Annotated in this window: 20 protein-coding genes and 2 tRNA genes; 11 read left to right on the plus strand and 11 right to left on the minus strand. The window is 41.8% G+C overall.

Annotated elements, in window-relative coordinates:
* Nucleotides 1-56 precede the first annotated feature (56 nt).
* Both dnaB and alr read left to right on the plus strand, forming a co-directional pair.
* A complete protein-coding gene (dnaB, locus tag PSH41_RS18405) occupies nt 57-1436 on the plus strand; it encodes a replicative DNA helicase (protein WP_004588461.1) in 1380 nt (459 codons plus the stop codon).
* Nucleotides 1436-2515, plus strand: a complete 1080-nt coding sequence (gene alr / locus PSH41_RS18410; protein WP_273589850.1) for an alanine racemase — start codon at nt 1436-1438, stop codon at nt 2513-2515. The genes dnaB and alr overlap by 1 nt, the downstream gene beginning before the upstream one ends.
* Before the next feature lie 14 nt (nt 2516-2529).
* Here alr and PSH41_RS18415 read toward each other — a convergent pair whose 3' ends face one another.
* Nucleotides 2530-2769, minus strand: coding sequence for a DUF2960 domain-containing protein (locus PSH41_RS18415; RefSeq protein WP_004588463.1), 240 nt, complete (start codon nt 2767-2769; stop codon nt 2530-2532).
* Between the two features lie 98 nt (nt 2770-2867).
* Between PSH41_RS18415 and PSH41_RS18420 the strand changes: the two genes are divergently transcribed.
* Genes PSH41_RS18420 through PSH41_RS18430 form a run of 3 tightly spaced genes read left to right on the plus strand, consistent with a single transcriptional unit; the run spans nt 2868 to nt 4588 of the window.
* Nucleotides 2868-3119, plus strand: a complete 252-nt coding sequence (locus tag PSH41_RS18420) for a hypothetical protein (protein WP_004588464.1) — start codon at nt 2868-2870, stop codon at nt 3117-3119.
* Nucleotides 3120-3160: 41 nt separating this feature from the next.
* The gene (gene pnuC / locus PSH41_RS18425) at nt 3161-3778 is read left to right on the plus strand and encodes a nicotinamide riboside transporter PnuC (protein ID WP_004588465.1); all 618 of its coding nucleotides are present in this window, start codon (nt 3161-3163) and stop codon (nt 3776-3778) included.
* 3 nt (nt 3779-3781) lie between these two features.
* The gene (locus PSH41_RS18430; protein ID WP_273589849.1) at nt 3782-4588 is read left to right on the plus strand and encodes a phosphotransferase; all 807 of its coding nucleotides are present in this window, start codon (nt 3782-3784) and stop codon (nt 4586-4588) included.
* Here PSH41_RS18430 and PSH41_RS18435 read toward each other — a convergent pair.
* Nucleotides 4585-4767: a hypothetical protein gene (locus PSH41_RS18435; protein ID WP_024031630.1), complete on the minus strand. Its 183-nt coding sequence runs from the start codon at nt 4765-4767 to the stop codon at nt 4585-4587. The two genes, PSH41_RS18430 and PSH41_RS18435, sit on opposite strands and share 4 nt — an antisense overlap.
* A gap of 234 nt (nt 4768-5001) precedes the next feature.
* Here PSH41_RS18435 and PSH41_RS18440 point away from each other — a divergent pair.
* Together PSH41_RS18440 and PSH41_RS18445 are read left to right on the plus strand one after the other, a co-directional pair.
* A tRNA-Arg gene (locus tag PSH41_RS18440) sits at nt 5002-5076 on the plus strand.
* A gap of 150 nt (nt 5077-5226) precedes the next feature.
* Entirely contained in the window at nt 5227-6453 is a 1227-nt protein-coding gene (locus PSH41_RS18445) for an HD-GYP domain-containing protein (protein WP_273589848.1), read from the plus strand.
* On the opposite strand, the gene PSH41_RS18450 is transcribed toward PSH41_RS18445, so the two are convergent.
* The gene (locus tag PSH41_RS18450; protein WP_029772472.1) at nt 6413-6736 is read right to left on the minus strand and encodes a hypothetical protein; all 324 of its coding nucleotides are present in this window, start codon (nt 6734-6736) and stop codon (nt 6413-6415) included. The two genes, PSH41_RS18445 and PSH41_RS18450, sit on opposite strands and share 41 nt — an antisense overlap.
* 281 nt (nt 6737-7017) lie before the next feature.
* On the opposite strand from PSH41_RS18450, the gene PSH41_RS18455 reads away from it, so the two are divergent.
* On the plus strand, nt 7018-8286 hold the full coding sequence (locus PSH41_RS18455; protein WP_273589847.1) for an outer membrane protein transport protein: 1269 nt from the start codon (nt 7018-7020) through the stop codon (nt 8284-8286).
* Between the two features lie 105 nt (nt 8287-8391).
* On the opposite strand, the gene PSH41_RS18460 is transcribed toward PSH41_RS18455, so the two are convergent.
* The 3 genes from PSH41_RS18460 to pepA all read right to left on the minus strand — a co-directional run bounded on the left by PSH41_RS18460 (nt 8392) and on the right by pepA (nt 13527).
* The gene (locus tag PSH41_RS18460; RefSeq protein WP_273589846.1) at nt 8392-11244 is read right to left on the minus strand and encodes a valine--tRNA ligase; all 2853 of its coding nucleotides are present in this window, start codon (nt 11242-11244) and stop codon (nt 8392-8394) included.
* Between the two features lie 55 nt (nt 11245-11299).
* On the minus strand, nt 11300-11746 hold the full coding sequence (locus tag PSH41_RS18465; protein WP_024031635.1) for a DNA polymerase III subunit chi: 447 nt from the start codon (nt 11744-11746) through the stop codon (nt 11300-11302).
* 269 nt (nt 11747-12015) lie between these two features.
* Nucleotides 12016-13527 (minus strand): leucyl aminopeptidase, encoded by a 1512-nt coding sequence (pepA, locus tag PSH41_RS18470; RefSeq protein ID WP_004588473.1) that lies wholly within the window; start codon nt 13525-13527, stop codon nt 12016-12018.
* Nucleotides 13528-13835: 308 nt separating this feature from the next.
* Between pepA and lptF the strand changes: the two genes are divergently transcribed.
* The gene (lptF, locus tag PSH41_RS18475; RefSeq protein WP_024031637.1) at nt 13836-14948 is read left to right on the plus strand and encodes an LPS export ABC transporter permease LptF; all 1113 of its coding nucleotides are present in this window, start codon (nt 13836-13838) and stop codon (nt 14946-14948) included.
* On the plus strand, nt 14945-16012 hold the full coding sequence (gene lptG, locus PSH41_RS18480; protein ID WP_031289389.1) for an LPS export ABC transporter permease LptG: 1068 nt from the start codon (nt 14945-14947) through the stop codon (nt 16010-16012). Before lptF ends, lptG begins: the two co-directional genes overlap by 4 nt.
* A gap of 298 nt (nt 16013-16310) precedes the next feature.
* Here lptG and PSH41_RS18485 read toward each other — a convergent pair whose 3' ends face one another.
* On the minus strand, nt 16311-16811 hold the full coding sequence (locus PSH41_RS18485; RefSeq protein ID WP_029771767.1) for an RDD family protein: 501 nt from the start codon (nt 16809-16811) through the stop codon (nt 16311-16313).
* Between the two features lie 306 nt (nt 16812-17117).
* On the opposite strand from PSH41_RS18485, the gene PSH41_RS18490 reads away from it, so the two are divergent.
* Nucleotides 17118-17202 (plus strand) — tRNA-Leu (locus PSH41_RS18490).
* Between the two features lie 255 nt (nt 17203-17457).
* Here PSH41_RS18490 and PSH41_RS18495 read toward each other — a convergent pair.
* The 4 genes from PSH41_RS18495 to PSH41_RS18510 form a co-directional block, all read right to left on the minus strand.
* Nucleotides 17458-18231, minus strand: coding sequence for a polysaccharide deacetylase family protein (locus PSH41_RS18495; protein WP_273589845.1), 774 nt, complete (start codon nt 18229-18231; stop codon nt 17458-17460).
* Nucleotides 18228-18947, minus strand: a complete 720-nt coding sequence (locus tag PSH41_RS18500; RefSeq protein ID WP_273589844.1) for a GDSL-type esterase/lipase family protein — start codon at nt 18945-18947, stop codon at nt 18228-18230. The genes PSH41_RS18495 and PSH41_RS18500 overlap by 4 nt, the downstream gene beginning before the upstream one ends.
* Nucleotides 18948-19025: 78 nt before the next feature.
* Complete coding sequence (locus PSH41_RS18505) at nt 19026-19319, minus strand: hypothetical protein (protein ID WP_138577629.1); 294 nt, start codon at nt 19317-19319, stop codon at nt 19026-19028.
* Nucleotides 19319-19786, minus strand: coding sequence for a DUF4405 domain-containing protein (locus tag PSH41_RS18510; RefSeq protein WP_273589843.1), 468 nt, complete (start codon nt 19784-19786; stop codon nt 19319-19321). The genes PSH41_RS18505 and PSH41_RS18510 overlap by 1 nt, the downstream gene beginning before the upstream one ends.
* Nucleotides 19787-19806: the final 20 nt, after the last annotated feature.

A 19806-nucleotide genomic window follows, 5' to 3' on the forward strand; every position in this document is an offset into this window, starting at 1 on the left:
GCACAGCCCCGCCAAGTCGATAGAATAGAGCCATTCAATTTTAGTACTGTGAAGTTATGGCCAAACCAGATAAGCAAGTCGATACCCTTAAAGTTCCTCCCCATTCAATAGAAGCTGAACAATCTGTTTTAGGTGGCTTAATGCTTGATAACCAAGCTTTTGACCGCGTAGCAGAGCTGGTTGTTGCGCAGGACTTTTATACCCGCACCCATAAGCTTATTTTTGAAGCCATGACCGCGCTTGCTGAAGTGGGCGATCCGATAGATTTAATCACAATTTCAGAAAGTCTTGAAAAAAATAACCAACTAGCAGGCATTGGTGGCTTTGCGTATTTGGCCGAAATAGCTAAAAACACCCCAAGTGCTGCGAATATCGATGCATACGCCAATATTGTGCGTGAGCGCGCGGTAGTACGCGAAATGATTGGCGTAGCTAATGAAATAGCCGAAGCTGGTTTTAACCCAGAAGGGCGCACCAGCCACGACTTATTAGACTTTGCCGAGAGTAAAGTATTTAAAATTGCTGAGCAACGTACAAAAAGTACCGAAGGCCCGCAAAGCATTCATAACATTCTTGAAAAAACCGTCGATAAAATCGAAGAGCTATACCAGTCGCCGCAAGACGGTGTAACCGGTGTAAGCACTGGGTATGCTGATTTAGATAAAATGACAGCAGGTATGCAGCCTTCTGATTTAATTATTGTTGCAGCACGTCCTTCAATGGGTAAAACCACCTTTGCGATGAACCTTGCTGAGCACGCCGCAATGACGCAAGACAAGCCTGTGCTTATTTACTCATTAGAGATGCCCTCTGAACAAATTATGATGAGGATGTTGGCATCACTTGGTCGTATTAACCAAACTAAGGTACGTACTGGCCAGCTAGATGATGACGATTGGGCACGCCTTTCATCAACTATGGGGCTGTTGATGGAAAAAGGCAAAATGTATGTTGATGATGCATCGGGGCTTACACCTACCGATGTGCGTTCACGTGCAAGACGTATAGCGCGCGACCACGGTGGTATTAGTATGATCATGGTCGATTACCTTCAGTTAATGCGCGTACCTAGTTTATCAGATAATCGTACTTTAGAGATTGCCGAAATATCGCGTTCATTAAAAGCGCTCGCTAAAGAGTTACAGTGCCCGGTTATTGCGCTTTCGCAGCTAAACCGTACGCTAGAGCAACGTGCCGATAAACGCCCAATTAACTCAGATTTACGTGAGTCGGGTTCGATAGAGCAAGATGCCGATTTAATCATGTTTATATACCGTGATGAGGTATACAACGAAGACAGTACAGAAAAAGGCATCGCCGAAATCATCATAGGTAAACAGCGTAACGGCCCAATTGGTAAAGTGCGCTTAACCTTCCAAGGGCAATTTTCTCGCTTTGATAATTACGCGGGGCCAGCAGTTGATGATGAATACTAATGCGCCTAGCCACAGCCGAAATTAACTTAACCGCCCTTGCGCATAACTTATCGCAGGTAAAACGTTTTGCGCCAAATAGCAAAATAATGGCGGTATTAAAAGCCAATGCGTATGGGCATGGTTTAGTAAAAATTGCCCAGCACTTAAATAGTGCTGATGCTTTTGCTGTTGCCCGAATTGATGAAGCCCTCGCACTGCGCGCCGGCGGTTTAACAAAGCCAATAGTGCTGCTTGAAGGTTTTTTTAATAAAGCCGACTTACCTATTTTATTGGCTAATAATTTTCAAACTATTGTGCACGACGAAAACCAGCTTGCAGCAATAGAAAATGCCACCTTAGATGCGCCAATTACTTGCTGGCTAAAAATAAACACCGGCATGCACCGATTAGGCATAGCACCTGAGCAGTTTGACGCATTTTATAGCCGCTTGCAGCGCACACCCAATGCTAAAAGCACCATTAATTTGATGACCCATTTTTCGTGTGCCGATGATACGCACAATACTAAAACGGCACAGCAAATTAGCTTATTTGATACGCTTGTAAAGGGCATAGACCAAGCACATTGTTTATCAAACTCGGCCGGTATTATAGCTTGGCCAGCAGGACACGGTGATTGGATACGCCCAGGACTTATGCTTTATGGGGTGTCGCCAATGGCAAACTGCACAGGGCAAGAACACAATTTAAAGCCGGTCATGCGTTTAACCACAAAGGTGATTGCAGTGCGTGATGTTGCCGCCCATGAGCGAGTAGGGTACGGAGGCCGTTGGCAAAGTGATAAACCAACCCAATTAGCCGTAGTGGCTATGGGTTATGGCGATGGCTATCCGCGTCATGCCAAAGAAGGTACACCGGTTATGATTTCAGGGCAGCGTTACGGTATTGTAGGCAGTGTGTCTATGGATATGATAAGCATTGATATAGGCGAAAACGAGCACAATGTTAAAGTAGGCGACAGCGTTACAATGTGGGGGCCGGAGCTTCCGGTTGAAGAAATAGCCCACTGCGCCGATACTATCCCTTACGAATTACTGTGTAATATTACACCGCGCGTAAGTTACGAGTACCAGCGATAGTTAATAAGTGATATTTATTCTTTAATAAAGTAAATATCACTAAAGCCCATACGGGCAAATTCTTGGTCACGAAAGTTACGTACAGCCGAAGAGCCTTTTGAGGTCATTTCTATTTGGCGTACCATGTTTAAGTAGTTGGTTAAATCAATACCTTCGGCAGCGGCAATAGCTTGATACATGTCGTGGTATTTGTCTTTTGCGAAGTTAATTTCGCGCGGTTGGTTTTTAAATGTATAGGTTATTCTGCGTGCCATAATAAGCTCAGCTAATTGAGTGTGAGTGTAATTTTACACTGTATTGAACTGGCATTGAACGATTTGTTGAAATCAAATAATTAAAAGTAGAGTTTAAAATGAAATTATCAGTAGAGATCAGTAAATACCCACTTCATCAAGATTACATCCCGTTTATTAAGGGCTTTATTGACCGTTTAAACGAATACGACAACTTAAAAGTGATCACCAATACGCTTTCTACGCAAATTTTTGGCGATTACGATTTGGTAATGCAAGTGCTAAACACCGAAATTAAACGCTCGTACGAAGAGTTTGGTAAGGCTATTTTTGTTTGTAAGTTTTTATCTGGCGATTTATCTCCAGAGTAATCGCCTTTATTTAACGTGTATTAAAAACGGTAACCGCACACATGGATTTTTTAACACAAACCTTAAGTGGTTTTACAGCAATGTCGCATTGGGAATATATTGCGGTAGGGTTGTCTATTGCTTATTTATTACTGGCAATAAAAGAAAGCCTATGGTGCTGGCCTGCCGCTTTTTTTAGCACGCTTATTTACACCATAATGTACTGGAATGGCGCGCTGCTTATGGAGTCGCTACTCAATTTTTATTACATGTACATGGCTGTATTTGGCTGGATGGTATGGCGCAAAGGCAAAGCAGATAATATTAGTATTACCTCATGGTCTACACAACGCCATGCCATTCTTATAGGCGCTACGAGCTTAGCGGCCATTATTATTGGCTATGTAATGCAAAACTACACCCACGCCGATTTTGCCTACCTAGATAGCTTTACAACCTGTTTTGCGGTGGTAACCACGTATTTGGTTGCTAAAAAAGTACTCGAAAACTGGCTGTATTGGATTGTTATTGATGCGGCCTCTATGTATTTGTATTACGAAAAAGGCTATTACCCAACGCTCGCGCTATTTATTTTTTACACTATTATGGCCGCGTGGGGATTTAAAACCTGGTACGAAGAGTACGAGCAAAGCCAAGCTAAGCCATTAGCGCAATTATAACGCATGCACCGTAATCCAAATATTGCCGCGTTATGTAGTGAGTTTGTGGCACCTGAGCACGTGCTACAAACCACTAAATTAGTGAATGGTTTAAGTAACGACAATTACCTAATAAAAACTGCACAGCAAAACTACTTATTAAAATGCTACAAATCGCATTGGCCTAAAATAGGGCTACAAGCCCAAACTGCACTTAGCCAGCATAACGTTTGCCCTAAACCCATTTGGCTCGATAAGGCTAACAGGCGAGCTGCATTTCGCTATATTTGTGGCGATATTGCCACTAATAGCTACAGCATCGACTTAGTTGAAAAATTGGCACGCGTTCATAGTTACCCTCTAGCTACACAGCCAATGGATATTGCAAAAGAGCTTGTGTATTACGCTAATAGCAACATATATCAACAGCACAGCCGCTTAATTGAAGATACGCTAAGCGCCATTAGTGATATGCCCTACAGCAGTGGCTTTTGTCATAACGATTTAGTTAAAGATAACCTAATAGTAAATTCAAGTGGCATGTATTTGATTGACTTTGAATATGCGCAAACAAACGACGTGTATTTTGATTTAGCGGCACTTGCGGTTAGCTTAGAGCTAAATGCGCACGCAGAGCACACTTTGCTTGAGCAATATAGCGCCCAGCAAGCAATACCCAGTGAGTTTTATTGCGCTTATAACAAGCTACGTTACTTTAAAGTGGTGTTTTTTGTGTTGTGTATAGGGTGGTATGAGCAGCGCGACATAAATAATAAGGCAAGCACATTACGCGCGCAGCTAAATAAGTTATTAAACGAGATAAAAGATTAAAGCCCGCCAAAACGCGCGGCAAGCTCTTTGTACTTTGCTACTTCGTCAGCATCAAATTGGGGCTCACCGTTTTCATCTTCAGACTTGGCAATAAGCAAGCTCTCACGAGCAAGGCGTTTTACCCGCTCGGCTTTTACACCTAAAAACTCAGCCACTTGCTCAGTCGACATTAAACTCATAATTACATCCTCTATATAATCCGTAAGCATTCAGAACATGTTGCCAAACGGTTACTATTTTTTTATCGAATACCAATAAATAGCTTGTTTTTGGCTAGTTGTGAAGTGTTTTATCAAAAACAGTTTGATTTATAGGCATATAACTCAATGATGCTGGTATTTATTTAAAGATCTCTTTATTATTGCCAGTGCTAAAGCATTGATATCGCGAGTTAGTGTTTTGGCAACAAATGTGCTCTTGTGGTGAAATGGATATCACGTGGCCCTCCGGAGGCTAAGTTCTAGGTTCGATTCCTAGCAAGAGCGCCATTTGCTTTTTATTGTTTTCCTGTTTACGTCTACCTTCATTTTAGTAGTCCTTTATAGTTATATGGTATTGCCCTCAACTCAAAAAGTAGACTTTTAGGGTTAAACAATGCTATTTAGTAGGCATATTTAATTGTAGAAAACGCTTCTGCCATGCTCATCGCGTTACCCATTTCAGAGCTCACCCCAGGTATGTTTGTTGACAGTGTTACCAAACAGCATGAAGGGCTCAACAGTATAAAAATAAAAACCAGTGGCTTAGTGCGAAACCAGGCAATTATAAAACGCTTAGTAACCGAAGGCGTTTTAGAGCTGCTTATCGACTTTACCAAAGGCGATGCCGCCATACCCGATAAGTACAAACCTAAGAGTGCGCCCTCACAAGAGAGCACCACATCAAGCAGTAAAACAAAGCCACCCGTTGTAAAACCTGCGATTACCCTTGAGCAAGAATTTGCCAAAGCCAGCATCAACTTTGAGCAGCATAATCGCAAGCTGCAAGCTTTGTATGGCGATGTAACCACAGGGTTGTCGGTTAATTTAAAGGTGATTGATGAAATGGCTAACGATATAGTCAGCTCGGTATTTAGAAATACCAGCGCAATGACCATTTTAACCCGCATAAAAGACAAACATAGCTACAATTGGCGCCACATGATTAACTGCGCTATTTTCACCGCCGTGTTTGCTAAATATTTAGGATACAAAGAAGAAGCCGTGCAGCAGCTTGCTATGGGCGCGTTACTTCACGACTTAGGGCAAGCTAAACTCCCGCAGGGGATTATTTCTAGGCCAAGTAAACTCACTAGCAGCGAAATGGATATTATTAAACGCCATGTGGCTCAAGGTTTAGGCTTGGTTAAAGGTGAAAAAGGCATTACCCCCCTAATACTCGACATGATAGTTAACCACCATGAGCGATTAGATGGTTCAGGCTATCCGCGTGGTATTACAGCTGAAAAGCTTAGCCGCCCAGCGCGCATTATGGCAATTGTTGATGTGTACGATGCGCTAACAGCCGATAGACCGCATCAAGAAGGGGATGAACCCATTAATGCGCTGCGTTATTTGTTGGCTAACAAAGAGCTATTTGATGCAGAGCTAGTACAGCACTTTATTAAATGTTTAGGTGTGCACCCAGTAGGCACTATTGTTAAATTAACTAATGAGCGATTAGCTCTCGTGCTCGAGGGCAATAAATCAAATCCCATCAAGCCTAAAGTTAAGCTATTTTATAATGCTAAGCATGGGCACCACGTCACCCCTAAAGACTTAGACTTAAATGAACCTGATCAAAGTATTAAAATAGTGTCGAGTATCAAGCCACTCGACTATCAAATTAATTTGGCTCGTTTGTTAAAAGAGCACTTGTTGAATTAGCTTTTTTACAACGCTTGAGTTTTTCGCGCTTAGCAGAAATATAAGCGCCTAAAAAACAACTGGCCATTAACGTTAGCCATAATAATGTTCCTTGCTGCACATGCAGTGCAATACAGCAAAAAGCTAACGACACTAATGCATTTAGCATGGCCCCTAACCAGTAATGGTTTACGGGGTTATCGCATTGGCCGGCTTGTGTGCAGGCACAATAGTTTGCTTTATAAAAACAAAACACACTGGCGCCACAAAAAATGAGCCCTGCAATAATAAGTAAAATGATCACCTATTTGCTTCCTTTGTGATTTTGTAATGAGTTTAAAATGCAGGGAATTACAAGTCAATCTAAATGATAATTAATTACAATTAGAGTATAAGCTCTAATAACACATTTCTGCTCCGATGAGTTTTAAATAGTTGTTAAAATGTAGTTAAAAAACGTGTTTTTTGGTGTTTTTTGTCGCTTTGTTACAGTTTTTTATAAAAAATTAAGGTAGTGTAGCCAAGTTTAAAATCCTAATAACAACACATAGATACCCAAACGCTTGTTTGGTTAAGGACACAACAATGAAATTTTCTAAAACTCTTATTGCAGCTTCGCTTGCATTTGTTTCGGCTGATAGTTTTGCAGCCGCGTTTCAATTAGCAGAGCAAAACGCGTCAGGTTTAGGCCGTGCATACGCAGGTGAAGCATCTATCGCAGATGATGCGTCTGTTGTTGCTCGCAACCCTGCATTAATGACTTTATTTAAAGATAAGCAACTTAGTGTTGCTGCTATTGGTGTAATTCCAGATGTGAGCTTAGAAGGGACGCAAACCAATAACGGTATTGATCCAAGTGCCCTAGATGATGACAGCATAGCACCAAGCGCAGTAGTACCTGCCGCTTACTTTACTATGCCGTATAACGATAAAGTATCACTAGGTTTTGGCGCGTTTTCTAACTTTGGTTTATCTACAGAGTTTAACGATGACTACGTAGCGGGCCAAATTGCAGGCGAGACAGAAATTTTCACTGTTAACCTTAATGCAAGCGTTGCTTATAAAGTAACTGAACAATTTAGCTTTGGTATTGGCTTAAACTACATTTATGCAGATGCAACCGTAATCCGTAAAGTAGGCGCTAATACAAGCGGCTTTGATTTTGGTGCTGATGCAGTAAACCTTCAAGGTGACGACACAGGCCTAGGTTTAAACGTTGGTTTAATGTACCAACTAGACGAAAATAGCCGTTTTGGTTTTAACTACCGCAGCGAAACAGACATCACATTTGAAGGTGATTTCTCAAATGACTTACCAGTAGTAGTAGGCGGCACTGGTGGTGCACAACTACCAGGTTCTGTAGAGCTAACGTTACCAGCTATTGCTGAGTTTTCTGGTTCTCACCAGTTAGATGAAAAACTAGGCTTACACTACAGCGTATTATGGACAGGTTGGAGCAGCTTTGAGTCACTAGAAGCACAAGTGACGTTACCAACTGGTGATAAGTTTGTACCGTTTGAAAAGCAAGAACAGTTTGACGATGCGTTTCGTTACTCTATCGGCACAGATTATCAATACAACGAAGACTTACTACTTCGTGCAGGTGTAGCGTTTGATGAGTCGCCAGTATCGCAAACTCACCTGTCTATCTCTATCCCTGATACAGACCGTTTTTGGTTCTCGTTTGGTGGTAACTACACTATCGACACGCAATCAAATGTTGATTTAGGTGTAAGTATTATTCGTGGTAAAACACAAACATTTACTGAAGCTGATGAGTCAGGCAGTGAGTGGGGCTTTGAGTCTAAAGGTCACGCTGTACTTGTTGGCGCTCAGTACAACTACAAGTTTTAATGTAGCTGTGCCTTGTGGTTAATCGCAGGGCACAAAAAAGCCGCTCACTTTAACAGTGAGCGGCTTTTTTAATGCCTGCTAAATTGCTTTAGCAGGCAACTAAAATTATAAGCTTTCTATTTTAGTTTTTTGCTCAAGTAGCTTGGTTTTGGCATCAGTGAATTCAGCTAATTTAGCATTTTCTTTTGCAAGTACTGCTTCTGGTGCGTTATTTACAAACTTTTCGTTAGCCAGCTTGTTTTGCACTTGGGCTAGGCCTTTTTCTGCTTTTTCGAGTTGCTTGTTTATACGTGCAAGCTCTGCTTCAACATCAATTAAGCCCGCCATAGGGATCATAATTTCAAGGTTGCCAACATAGGATGTTGCACACGCTGGTGCATCGTCTTTGTTTTCAAGCAGGGTGAACGATTCAAGTTTAGCAAGCGAGGCAATAAATGACTCGTTCTCGTTAATACGGCGCACATCATCGCTTGATGCGTTAGCTAGCAACACGTTAAGTGGCTTACTAGGGCTAATGTCCATCTCACCACGAATAACACGAATTGCTAAAATAAACTGTTTAACCCACTCTAAGTCGTCCATAGCTTGGGCATCAACGTTTGCTTCATTATAAACAGGGAAGCCCTGTACCATGATGCTGGTGCCTTTAGTTTCAAGCCCTGCAAGTGGTGCAACGCGCTGCCAAATAGTTTCGGTAATGTATGGCATCATTGGGTGCATTAAGCGCAGTAGGCTTTCTAGTACCGTAATGAGTGTATTACGTGTACCACGTTGCTGTGCTTCATTGCCTTTAAATAATACCGGCTTAGTCAGCTCTAAGTACCAATCACAGAACTGGTTCCAAGTGAATTCGTAAAGTGTGTTAGCGGCTAAATCAAAGCGGTAGTTATCAAGGTGCTCAGTGTAGGTTTTAACCGCTGCTTCAAATTGACCTAATATCCAACGATCTGCTAATGAGAACTCTTTTTGTGCATCGTTGAAGCCACAATCTTGCTCTTCTGTGTTCATTAATACGTAACGGCTTGCGTTCCATAGTTTATTACAGAAGTTACGGTAACCTTCTAGGCGGTTCATATCCCAGTTGATATCACGACCGGTTGATGCCATTGCTGCAAGGGTAAAGCGAAGCGCATCGGTACCGTGTGCTTCAATACCATTTGCAAATACTTTGCGCGTGTCTTTTTCGATTTTAGCGGCAAGTTTAGGCTGCATCATGTTGCCAGTACGCTTTTGTACTAAATCTTCAAGCTCGATGCCGTCAATCATATCTAGTGGGTCAAGTACGTTACCTTTTGACTTAGACATTTTATCGCCGTTGTCATCACGTATTAGGCCAGTAACATACACTGTTTTAAACGGCACTTGCGGCTTACCATTTTCGTCTTTTATAAAGTGCAGCGTCATCATGATCATACGCGCAACCCAGAAGAAAATAATATCAAAGCCCGTTACTAACACGTCAGACGGGTGGAAGGTTTTTAAATCATCCGTGTTCTCTGGCCAACCTTGCGTTGAGAACGTCCAAAGCGCAGATGAGAACCAGGTATCAAGTACGTCTTCGTCTTGGCTTAGCGCAACATCATCGGCAATGTTGTTGTCGCGGCGTACTTCAGCTTCATCGCGGCCAACGTAAACGTTGCCTTCGCTGTCGTACCAAGCTGGAATACGGTGACCCCACCAAAGCTGGCGTGAAATACACCAATCTTGTACGTCGTTCATCCACGAGAAGTACATGTTCTCGTACTGTTTAGGCACAAACTGAATGTCGCCATTTTTAACGGCATCTTTTGCAGGTTCTGCAAGTGGCGCAACACGTACATACCATTGGTCGGTAAGGAGTGGCTCAATGACCACACCAGAGCGGTCGCCGTAAGGTACAGTTAACGCATGGTCTTCGATTTTTTCAAGTAAACCAAGTTCTTCAAATTCTGCGATAATCGCTTTACGTGCAGCAAAACGGTCTAGGCCGTGTAAGCGCTCAGGAATTGGCGCATCAAACTCAAGTTCTTTACCGTCAAAGGTGTATGTTTCACCTTGGCTTAGAATAGCAGCGTTTTTATCGAAAATATTGATCATTGGCATTTTATGACGCTTGCCAACTTCGTTATCGTTAAAGTCGTGTGCTGGGGTGATTTTTACACAACCCGTGCCTTTGTCTTTATCAGCGTGTTCATCTGCAACAATTGTGATACGACGATTTACGATAGGCAGTAAAATCTCTTTACCAATTAAATCTGTGTAGCGTTCGTCATCTGGGTTTACTGCAACACCTGAGTCACCTAGCATGGTTTCTGGACGTGTTGTTGCTACGACAATGTAGTCTTTGCCGTCTTGTGTTTTAACGCCATCAGCAAGTGGGTAGCGCAAATTCCACATGTGGCCTTGTTTGTCTTTGTTTTCAACTTCAAGGTCTGAAATAGCGGTGTGTAATTTTGGATCCCAGTTTACTAGGCGCTTACCGCGGTAAATTAGGTTTTCTTTGTGAAGACGTACAAAGACTTCTTTAACCGCTTCAGATAAGCCATCGTCCATCGTAAAGCGTTCACGGTCCCAATCAACCGATGCGCCAAGACGGCGAAGCTGCTTAGTGATAGTACCGCCAGATTCGTTTTTCCATTCCCAAATTTTATTAATAAAATCTTCGCGGCCTAAATCGTGACGTGTTTTACCTTCTTCAGCGTGTAGTTTACGCTCAACCAACATTTGCGTTGCAATACCCGCGTGGTCAGTACCTACTTGCCATAATGTGTTGTTACCTTGCATACGCTTAAAACGCGTAAGGGTATCCATTATTGTATCTTGGAAGGCGTGGCCCATGTGCAAGCTACCGGTGACATTTGGCGGCGGGATCATGATCGAATACGGTACGCCTTGGCCAGATGGCTTAAAGTAGCCTTTTTGTTCCCAGTCTTGGTATAGCGACTGTTCAATATCTTGCGGATTGTAGGTTTTATCCATTACACAGAACCTTAAATAAGTACTTAAATTAGTTGGTTAGCTTTATCCTAAACGGCTAGCTATTAATCTCTTGCGTGCTGATATTGGCACCAAGTTGGCGCAGCTTTTTAAAGCGCTCACGAGCGGCTTGTTTAGCTACAGACTCTACTGGTACAAAATCAAAAACTTGGCTAAAACGCCTAATAAAATCAGGCAGGTTATTAGCTAAGTTAATTAAAACGTTACGTTTGCCAACAGGAGGCGTGGTGCCTATTTCTACTGGTGCGCCGGCTTTAGGGCCTTCGCCTTGCAGGTTATGCGGCACAAAACTGTCGGGATCAAATGCCCAAATGGTTTCGTCAATGGCATAGGCGGTGTGTTCGTTATCTACAAAAATAAATACACGATGCCCTAATCGATACTGCTCTGCGGCAATTTGAGCTGCTAAAGCAAAATGATCATCAGCCTGCGCTTTAGATTCATCTTGTTGCTTTAGAACGAAAAATTGAGCATTCATGTTCATTGTATCGGGGTTTCCCATGACATTGAATGTGCACATAGTTGATACACATAAATTAAGAGGCAGATTTTGCCATATAACGGGGTTTGCTTCAATTAATACACAGATAATTACAGCAATAAAAAAGGCGCCAAATGGCGCCTTAATACAAGTTAAATAACCTAAGCTCTGGTTAAAATATTTTTGCCTTATGGCAAATAAATTTAATGCTGTTAGCGCTAAAAATACCTGCTGAGTGACTTTTCTAAATAAGGCTCAGGTTAATTAGGCTATTAGTCGTGCGTAGCTTCGCTTACACCCGCTCGGTTTAATAAATACTGAGTAAGCATAGGAACAGGGCGACCCGTTGCACCTTTTTTAGCGCCACTGCGCCACGCGGTACCGGCTACGTCTAAGTGAGCCCAGTTATACTTTTTAGTAAACTTAGATAAGAAACACGCTGCGGTAATAGTACCAGCAGAGCGCCCACCTAAGTTTGTAAAATCAGCAAATGGGCTATCGAGTTGATCTTGATAGTCATCCCACAGTGGTAACTGCCATGCACGGTCGCCACTTTGCTCAGACGCTTTTAATAAATCATGCGCAAGTGGGTTGTGGTTTGACAGTAAACCTGTTGCGTGTGCACCAAGGGCAACAATACATGCGCCTGTTAGTGTTGCTACGTCAATTACTGTATCTGGGTCAAAACGCTCAACGTAAGTTAACGCATCACATAATACTAATCGGCCTTCAGCATCAGTATTAAGCACTTCTACGGTTTGCCCCGACATGGTTGTTAAAATATCGCCAGGGCGATACGCGTTAGAGCTTGGCATGTTTTCACAGCCGGCTAAAACGCCAATTACGTTAATAGGCAGCTGCATTTGTGCCAGTGCGCGCATAGCGCCAATTACACCGGCTGCGCCGCCCATGTCGTATTTCATTTCATCCATGGCTTCGCCTGGCTTAATTGAAATACCGCCCGAGTCAAACGTTAGGCCTTTACCTACTAGCACAATAGGCGCTTGCTCATCGCTTGCACCTTTGTAGTTAATAACCGACATAACCGATTCGTTATCACTGCCGCGACCAACTGCTAAGTACGAGTTCATACCTAGTTCGGCCATTTTTTCTTCGCCAATAATATCAACGGTGATGTTGTCAAAATTGCTAGCCAGCGCTTGCGCTTGTTCGCCTAAATAAGCAGGGTTACAAATATTGGGTGGCATGTTGGCTACGTCTTTACATAGCTTACTACCTGCGGCAATGGCTAAGCCATGCTCAATAGCGCTTTCACCAATGGTCAGCTCGCGACGCGTTGGTACGTTGAACACAATTTTACGAAGTGGACGACGAGGGTCTACTTTTTTGCTTTTTAGCTGGTTAAATGTGTATAGGCAATCTTGTGTTGTTTCTACCGCTTGGCGAACTTTCCAGTAGGTATCACGACCTTTAACGTGTTGCTCTGTTAAAAAGCACACCGCTTCCATTGAGCCGGTTTCGTTTAAGGTATTAATTGTTTTAGAAATTATTTGCTTATATTGCTTATCATCAAGCTCGCGCTCTTTACCACAGCCAACAAGCAATACGCGCTCGCTTAAAACGTTAGGTACATGATGCAATAATAACACTTGCCCCGGCTTACCTTCTAGGTCGCCACGGCGTAGTAAATTTGAGATATAACCATCGCTGATTTTATCGAGTTGTTCACCAATGGGGGATAACCTACGTGGTTCGTAAACGCCAACGACAATACACGCGCTGCGTTGTTTTTCTGGGCTACCACTTTTTACGTTAAATTCCATTGTTACTCCTGGTTGTGAGTCATATACGTTATTAATTGGGGCTAAAAAAATAAAATCTAGTCTTCGCTACGTAACTTATGTAGAGATAATCTTAATTTTAGCTGATTTTTTCTGACTCTTACTGTGTAATTGAACTTTATATGTTTAAGGGCTACTAATGCAACAATATATCGTGCACTTAGGTAGGATAATTAATTTTGTTAGCTTATAATAACGACTTATTTACCAGATAAAACTGGGTAAAATAGCTACTTTATTATCAAATTATCACTATTGTAGTGAAATTCTATGTTTAACAGGGGCGAGCATTGCTTATTTTTCGTTATTTGACCGCAGAGGTTTTAAAATCGCAGGTCGCCGTATTTTTAACTTTAATGACCATTTTTGTGTCACAAAAGTTTGTGGTTATTTTAGGAGATGCCTCTGAAGGGAGCATTCCTGCCAAGTTAGTATTATCGATGATTGCGCTTAAATTGCCGCAATTAGCTTCGCTGATCCTGCCATTGAGTATATTTTTGGGAATTATTTTAGCCTACAGCCGCATTTACGCCGACAGCGAAATGACCGTTCTTAAAGCCTGTGGGGTGAGTGAGTGGTATGTGGTACGCGTTACTTTAATTTCGAGTGTGGGTTTGGCTATATTAGCAGCCTCTCTCACCATGTACCTTGCGCCGTGGGCGAGTGAGCAAGAGTACCAATTAAAAGAGCAAGCCAAAGCCGATGCGGGTTTATCTGCGTTAAGGGCAGGGCGGTTTCAACAAACCGGTAATGAAAAAGCCGTGGTGTTTATTCATAACATTGAAAACGGCGGTAAAGAGCTTAACAAAGTATTTGTAGCGCAGCTGCCGGATACCGAAAAAGATGACCTTGCACGTTTAGTGTATGCCGAACAAGGCGTGGTGGTAGAGGCAATAAACGGTGAGCAACAATTAGTGCTAACTGATGGCAAACGCTACGAAACCGATGGCAAAACACCGGCGCTTAATTTAACGCAGTTTGATGGCTACAGCGTACAAATACGCGAGCAAGAAATAGAGCATCAGCGCCGTAAATTAGAAGCAATACCTACTAATCAACTATTGCCACTCAATACCTCTGAATCTATAGCCCAGTGGCAGTGGCGTATTGCAATACCGCTTTCTATTCCGTTACTAACGTTAATAGCAGTACCGCTAAGTGTGGTTAATCCTCGCCAAGGTAAATTTGCTAAATTAGTGCCAGCCATTAGCTTGTACTTAGGTTATTTCATCTTACTCAATGCTGCAAAATTTGCCGTAGAAGATGGTAAAATACCGCCTTCAATTGGTTTGTGGTGGATTCACTTAAGCGCTTTATTTATAGGTAGTTTATTAATTATAAAAGGTCGCCCATTGGGGGCCTGGCTTAAAGCCGTTGTAACAAAACGGGAGTTAAGCGCATGATGAAAACACTCGATTGGTACTTAGGCCGCAGCATTTTACAAACCACCGGATTTGCTTTGTTGGTGCTAGTAGGGATTAGTACATTAATTAAGTTTATTGATCAGCTAAAGTCGGTTGGTCGTGGCAGTTACGATTTAATGACCGCAACGCTTTACACCTTTTACAGTATGCCGGGCGATTTAGTTATATTCTTCCCGATGGCGGCGCTTATTGGTGGCTTAACAGGCTTAGGTGCACTGGCTTCAAACAGTGAGCTGGTGGTAATGCAAGCTGCGGGTATGTCGCGCTTGCAAATTATAGGCTCGGTAATGAAAACCGCCGTGTTTATGGCTGTGTGTATGATGGCTCTTGGTGAGTGGGGCGCACCAGAGGCGCAACAACACGCCAAAGAAATGCGTAATCAGGCAATTTATGGCGGCGATGTATTCAATGCACAAAAAGGCGTATGGGCTAAAGATGGCAACAACTTTATTAATATTGAAGATGTAGATCAAAACGGCCGTTTAAACGGTGTGCACATGTATCAATTTGATAAGTCACTTGATTTAACTCAAATAACCAAAGCTAAAGTGGCCATTGGTCGTGATGAAGGTTGGCTATTACGCGATGTAAACAAGGTTCATATTAGTGATGAGCAAATAAGCAGTGAACACATTGATGAAGAGTTTTACCCTTCGCAATTAACGGGCGAAAAGCTTGGTGTTGTATCGGTAAAGCCTGAGTCGCTTTCCTTTACAGGGCTTTGGTCGTACTTAGGGTATTTACAGCAAAATGAGCAAGATACCAGCACCTATGAGCTGGCCTTGTGGCGTAAGCTAATGCAGCCTGTGTCTGTTGCCGTAATGCTACTGGTTGCACTGTCGTTTATATTTGGCCCGTTACGTACCGTTACCATGGGTGCGCGTATCATTATGGGTGTAGTAACGGGAATTGTATTTCACTTAATAAATGAGATATTTGGCCCTGTGGTAATGGTTTATCAAATACCCGCTATTATAGGCGCGGTACTGCCAAGTATACTATTTATAGGCTTTGCTACGTACATGATGAATAAGCGGGTATAGCCGTTATAAGCGCTTATTTAATACTAAAAAGGTGACCTATGGTCACCTTTTTAGTTTTTATAACGCGTTATTCAAAAACTAATACCAATCAGCTTAATTAAGTGATCAATTTTGAGGCTGGAAAAACATGTTGATAGCTAGGCATAAAAAATCGCTATTTAGTTGTTCTCGGCAATTGCTCCTGCATTGCTCTACCTTCTGCAGCCATGCAGTCGTAAATGAGAATTTTTAACGCAGGTAGCGACAAGTTAGCCCCGCAAAATTATTAAGTATTATTGCGCATTGGTATAAATGGGTATTAATCTAGCTCGCGGTAAATACGTTTGTTTTCTTCTTTTGTAAGAGTAATTACCTCAGTTTTTGAGACATAGTCTTGCAGCGCTTTTTTGTTTTTAAAATCAATTAATACCACAAGGTTACCTAAACCAAGCAGGGCGCTTAGGCTGCGAACAATAGACTGCGGCCAACTAATTAAGCTTCCTTCACTAGTTTGTACTTTTAAACGCCATGCGCGCATGCCTATAGTTTGCCCGCTTTTAGTCCAAAAATAGCCAAAAAATACTAAAGTAACAATAACAAGTAAGGCACTTCGAATACTCGACAGCAGCAGTGACTCTTGAATAAGTGCCGATACATCTTCAGCACCATTTAAACTAATAACATCAAGTGAAATAAGCCCTTGTACGGCAAACAAATAGAGCACAACCGTTAACATAGCAAACGCAATAATAGCTAACGTATCATAAACTAACGACGCAAAACGACGCCAAAAACCAGCTCGTGGAAACTCACCCGACATAAATACACTCTCACTGTTAATATGCGCGCTAGTTTAGCAAAAAAGCTCACAAATACTAAGCGCTATAGTTCAGTGATATACCTTTGTGTTATTATTAGCTGTATTTAATACTTCAACCAGTAAACGACATTTTGCACAGGCTGTCTAAATGTTAAGCGGTTGATCAGGCTAATGTCATAAAACGCTTGCTGCCACCCCTATTGTTTGTATAATGCTTGGCATAGAGACGAAGGCACATAAATAATCCTGAGCTCTAAAGTGGTTTTTCTTTATCTTCTCGTGTTTAGAAGGTTAAAGAAAAATGACGCCAGCGTGATGAAATTGGTATACATGGGGGATTCAAAATCCCCTGCCGAAAGGCGTGCCGGTTCGAGCCCGGCCGCTGGTACCACTTTTTATGACCCTAACCAAATTGGTTAGGGTTTTTTTATGTCTGTAATTTGTGTTGGGACGGACTCGAGGCCATTCAGAGTGGCGCTAATATCAGTGGTAGTTCGCCCGCTAGGTGAGAGTGAACCGAAACGAAGTTTCGCAGTTACTCGAAGTGAGTTAATGGATTAACGATGGATATTGCATCAAGGATGAGCTAATTACGCTTACTACATTTAAATGGGCTTATATGAGCTTTATTTAGCACTGCGCACGCTTATTTATTCTCTAAAAACGCGATGAACTCTCCAGCCGATACATACCAAATATCATCTTTATTTGAGATTGTTTGAACGAGCTTTTGGGCGTAATCCCAGTTGTTATTTACTGTGTTTTTATCAAATTCCCACGAATGACCCCAAATCATCATTACAGTGAGCTTATTGCTTTTAAGCGCAATATATTGCTCTATTAATGGCATTGCTTTTGAGTGGTGAGCGGTTGGGTTCCATGCCATGTAGTTGGTAGGGAGCTCAAAATTAAGAGTGTCGTTTACTGTTCGGGCATTAGTAAAGCCCGCTTGCTTTACTAATTTCATAGCGGTTTTATCGTAAGAGCCTAAAGGGTATGCAAAAGAGTGTAAGGGGCTGCCTTTTATGGGCGATAAAATGTGCTTATCGCGGGCTAATTGTAATTTTAATTCTGCTGTATCTAAGCCCGCAAAGCCCGGATGTGAGTAACTGTGGCTTGCTATTTCATGGCCTTTATAAAGTGTTTTTACTTCACTTTGTTTAATATATTCGCCCTCTTTACCGGTAAAGGCTTTCATCCACGGTAGCTTTTTAGCAAATAAACCTGAGTTTAAGTTAAATGTGCCAACAACCTGGTACTTATTAAATAGTTCCACGAGCTTTCTGTCTTGTATAACGCCATCATCGTAGCTAAAAATAACAGCTTTAGTCGCGCCGTTAGGGTAGCTTTTTACAGGCGCTTTACTGGCTGCACACGTAAAGCTTGCCGCCATTAATATAGCAATTAATAAACTCTTCATTTTAAGGTTTTCATTATTGATGCAAGTTGTTTAGCCCAAAGGTCATAACCTGTCTTGTTTAAATGGGTGCCAGCGGTAGTGAGCGTTTCATTAAGCGTGCCTTGAGGGCCTAAGAATGCGGTGTGTAAGTCTATATAGGTAAAGTTTGCGTGCTCAATTGCTTTAATTTGTTGGTTAACTGTTTGCGCCATTTGCGTAATAAAATTGCGATGATCGGGCAAAATACTTTGTACATAAATTTGTGTGTTTGGGAGTGAGTCATTGAGCTGAGTCACTATTTTTTCGATATTTTCACTCACCGACGCTAAGTCTTTAACTTGCTTTATATAATGGTAATTAAAAATATCGTTAACGCCAATTTTTAAAAATATAGCTTTAGGCGGGGCTGCTTTTAATTCGTTTAAACGCGCTAAAACACCGTAGGTCATATCGCCACTAATACCGCGGTTTCTTACGCGTAGGTCGTTAAACCGAATGCTCCAATTTAGCCCTTGCTCTGTAATGCTATCACCAACAAAAACAATATCGCCTTTGCGTAAAGGTTGTAGCTTAAAATGGGCTATACGCTCAGCATAATGTTTTTTTAGCCATTGGGATTGAAAAGGAATTGCCTTTTCGGCATTAGCTTTAAAGCTTATTAATACAGCACCTATAATTAATGTGCAAAGTAGAAAAGTGATGTGTTGGAGTGTGTAATTACTTGGTTTATAACTCATAAATACCTGCGCTTATAGACATACTAACTTAGCAATGTATCTATAAACGCCGGTTTTTGATACGTGTTGCATTCGTATTCAGACTTTGTTTTTAACCACCCTTTTTATTAAGCCTAAGAGTTTAGCAATCCCTAAAGTAAGTAACATAGGTACGCCTATTAAAATAAGCTCTTTTACAAAGGGTAAAATGTACATCAAAATAGGGGCTATTTTCGGCTTTTCACCCTCAGCTGCACCGTGGGAGTATCCCTGCTGATTTATTTGTGCGGCCCAATCGGTGAGCTCTAAACTAACCAGTAAAAGGCTCACTAAAACAGATACAACTAACACAATGCTGGTGCGGGTTTTCCACTGTTGTTTTAGGTGCTTCATTATTTAGCCTCCTTGGCAAACATGCGTTTAGTCAATTTTACTATCCAAGAAAAATTAAGCGCTAAATGCACACCTAGCATGGGCATAATAAAGGTGGCTGAATCGTGATGTATTTTCGACCAAAAGTCTTGAATGTTTAAACTAATATTAAGTGCGGGTAGTAGAGCCACCGACACTAAAAAGCCGCTTACAAACACTAATAACATCATTAAATAAAGTAGGTAATCCCACACTATATTAAAACGCTCACGTGCTGTTATATTGGCCAATAAACGGCCAAAACTGCGTGTTACCCAATCCCAGTGCAGTAGTAAGTGAATAACAAAAGGGATAATAAAAAATAGGCTAAACCATTCGTGTAAAGGGATGCCAGTGGCTTGAGGTGCACTTACTAGCATAAAGCTAATAAGCAGTAAGGTGTCCATTACATAACGGAACTTTTGTAAGTTTTGTTTCCAATCAGACATTATTGACCCTGAAATAATTT

This window comes from Pseudoalteromonas sp. CST2, assembly GCF_028599385.1.
GTDB lineage: Bacteria > Pseudomonadota > Gammaproteobacteria > Enterobacterales > Alteromonadaceae > Pseudoalteromonas > Pseudoalteromonas atlantica.

Excerpts from the sequence above, each read along its gene's own strand:
- dnaB (WP_004588461.1), top strand. The coding sequence starts at position 57 with ATGGCCAAACCAGATAAGCAAGTCGATACCCTTAAAGTTCCTCCCCAT.
- alr (WP_273589850.1), top strand. The coding sequence starts at position 1,436 with ATGCGCCTAGCCACAGCCGAAATTAACTTAACCGCCCTTGCGCATAAC.
- PSH41_RS18415 (WP_004588463.1), bottom strand. The coding sequence starts at position 2,769 with ATGGCACGCAGAATAACCTATACATTTAAAAACCAACCGCGCGAAATT.
- PSH41_RS18420 (WP_004588464.1), top strand. The coding sequence starts at position 2,868 with ATGAAATTATCAGTAGAGATCAGTAAATACCCACTTCATCAAGATTAC.
- pnuC (WP_004588465.1), top strand. The coding sequence starts at position 3,161 with ATGGATTTTTTAACACAAACCTTAAGTGGTTTTACAGCAATGTCGCAT.
- PSH41_RS18430 (WP_273589849.1), top strand. The coding sequence starts at position 3,782 with ATGCACCGTAATCCAAATATTGCCGCGTTATGTAGTGAGTTTGTGGCA.
- PSH41_RS18435 (WP_024031630.1), bottom strand. The coding sequence starts at position 4,767 with ATGAGTTTAATGTCGACTGAGCAAGTGGCTGAGTTTTTAGGTGTAAAA.
- PSH41_RS18445 (WP_273589848.1), top strand. The coding sequence starts at position 5,227 with ATGCTCATCGCGTTACCCATTTCAGAGCTCACCCCAGGTATGTTTGTT.
- PSH41_RS18455 (WP_273589847.1), top strand. The coding sequence starts at position 7,018 with ATGAAATTTTCTAAAACTCTTATTGCAGCTTCGCTTGCATTTGTTTCG.
- PSH41_RS18460 (WP_273589846.1), bottom strand. The coding sequence starts at position 11,244 with ATGGATAAAACCTACAATCCGCAAGATATTGAACAGTCGCTATACCAA.
- PSH41_RS18465 (WP_024031635.1), bottom strand. The coding sequence starts at position 11,746 with ATGAACATGAATGCTCAATTTTTCGTTCTAAAGCAACAAGATGAATCT.
- pepA (WP_004588473.1), bottom strand. The coding sequence starts at position 13,527 with ATGGAATTTAACGTAAAAAGTGGTAGCCCAGAAAAACAACGCAGCGCG.
- lptG (WP_031289389.1), top strand. The coding sequence starts at position 14,945 with ATGATGAAAACACTCGATTGGTACTTAGGCCGCAGCATTTTACAAACC.
- PSH41_RS18485 (WP_029771767.1), bottom strand. The coding sequence starts at position 16,811 with ATGTCGGGTGAGTTTCCACGAGCTGGTTTTTGGCGTCGTTTTGCGTCG.
- PSH41_RS18495 (WP_273589845.1), bottom strand. The coding sequence starts at position 18,231 with ATGAAGAGTTTATTAATTGCTATATTAATGGCGGCAAGCTTTACGTGT.
- PSH41_RS18500 (WP_273589844.1), bottom strand. The coding sequence starts at position 18,947 with ATGAGTTATAAACCAAGTAATTACACACTCCAACACATCACTTTTCTA.
- PSH41_RS18505 (WP_138577629.1), bottom strand. The coding sequence starts at position 19,319 with ATGAAGCACCTAAAACAACAGTGGAAAACCCGCACCAGCATTGTGTTA.
- PSH41_RS18510 (WP_273589843.1), bottom strand. The coding sequence starts at position 19,786 with ATGTCTGATTGGAAACAAAACTTACAAAAGTTCCGTTATGTAATGGAC.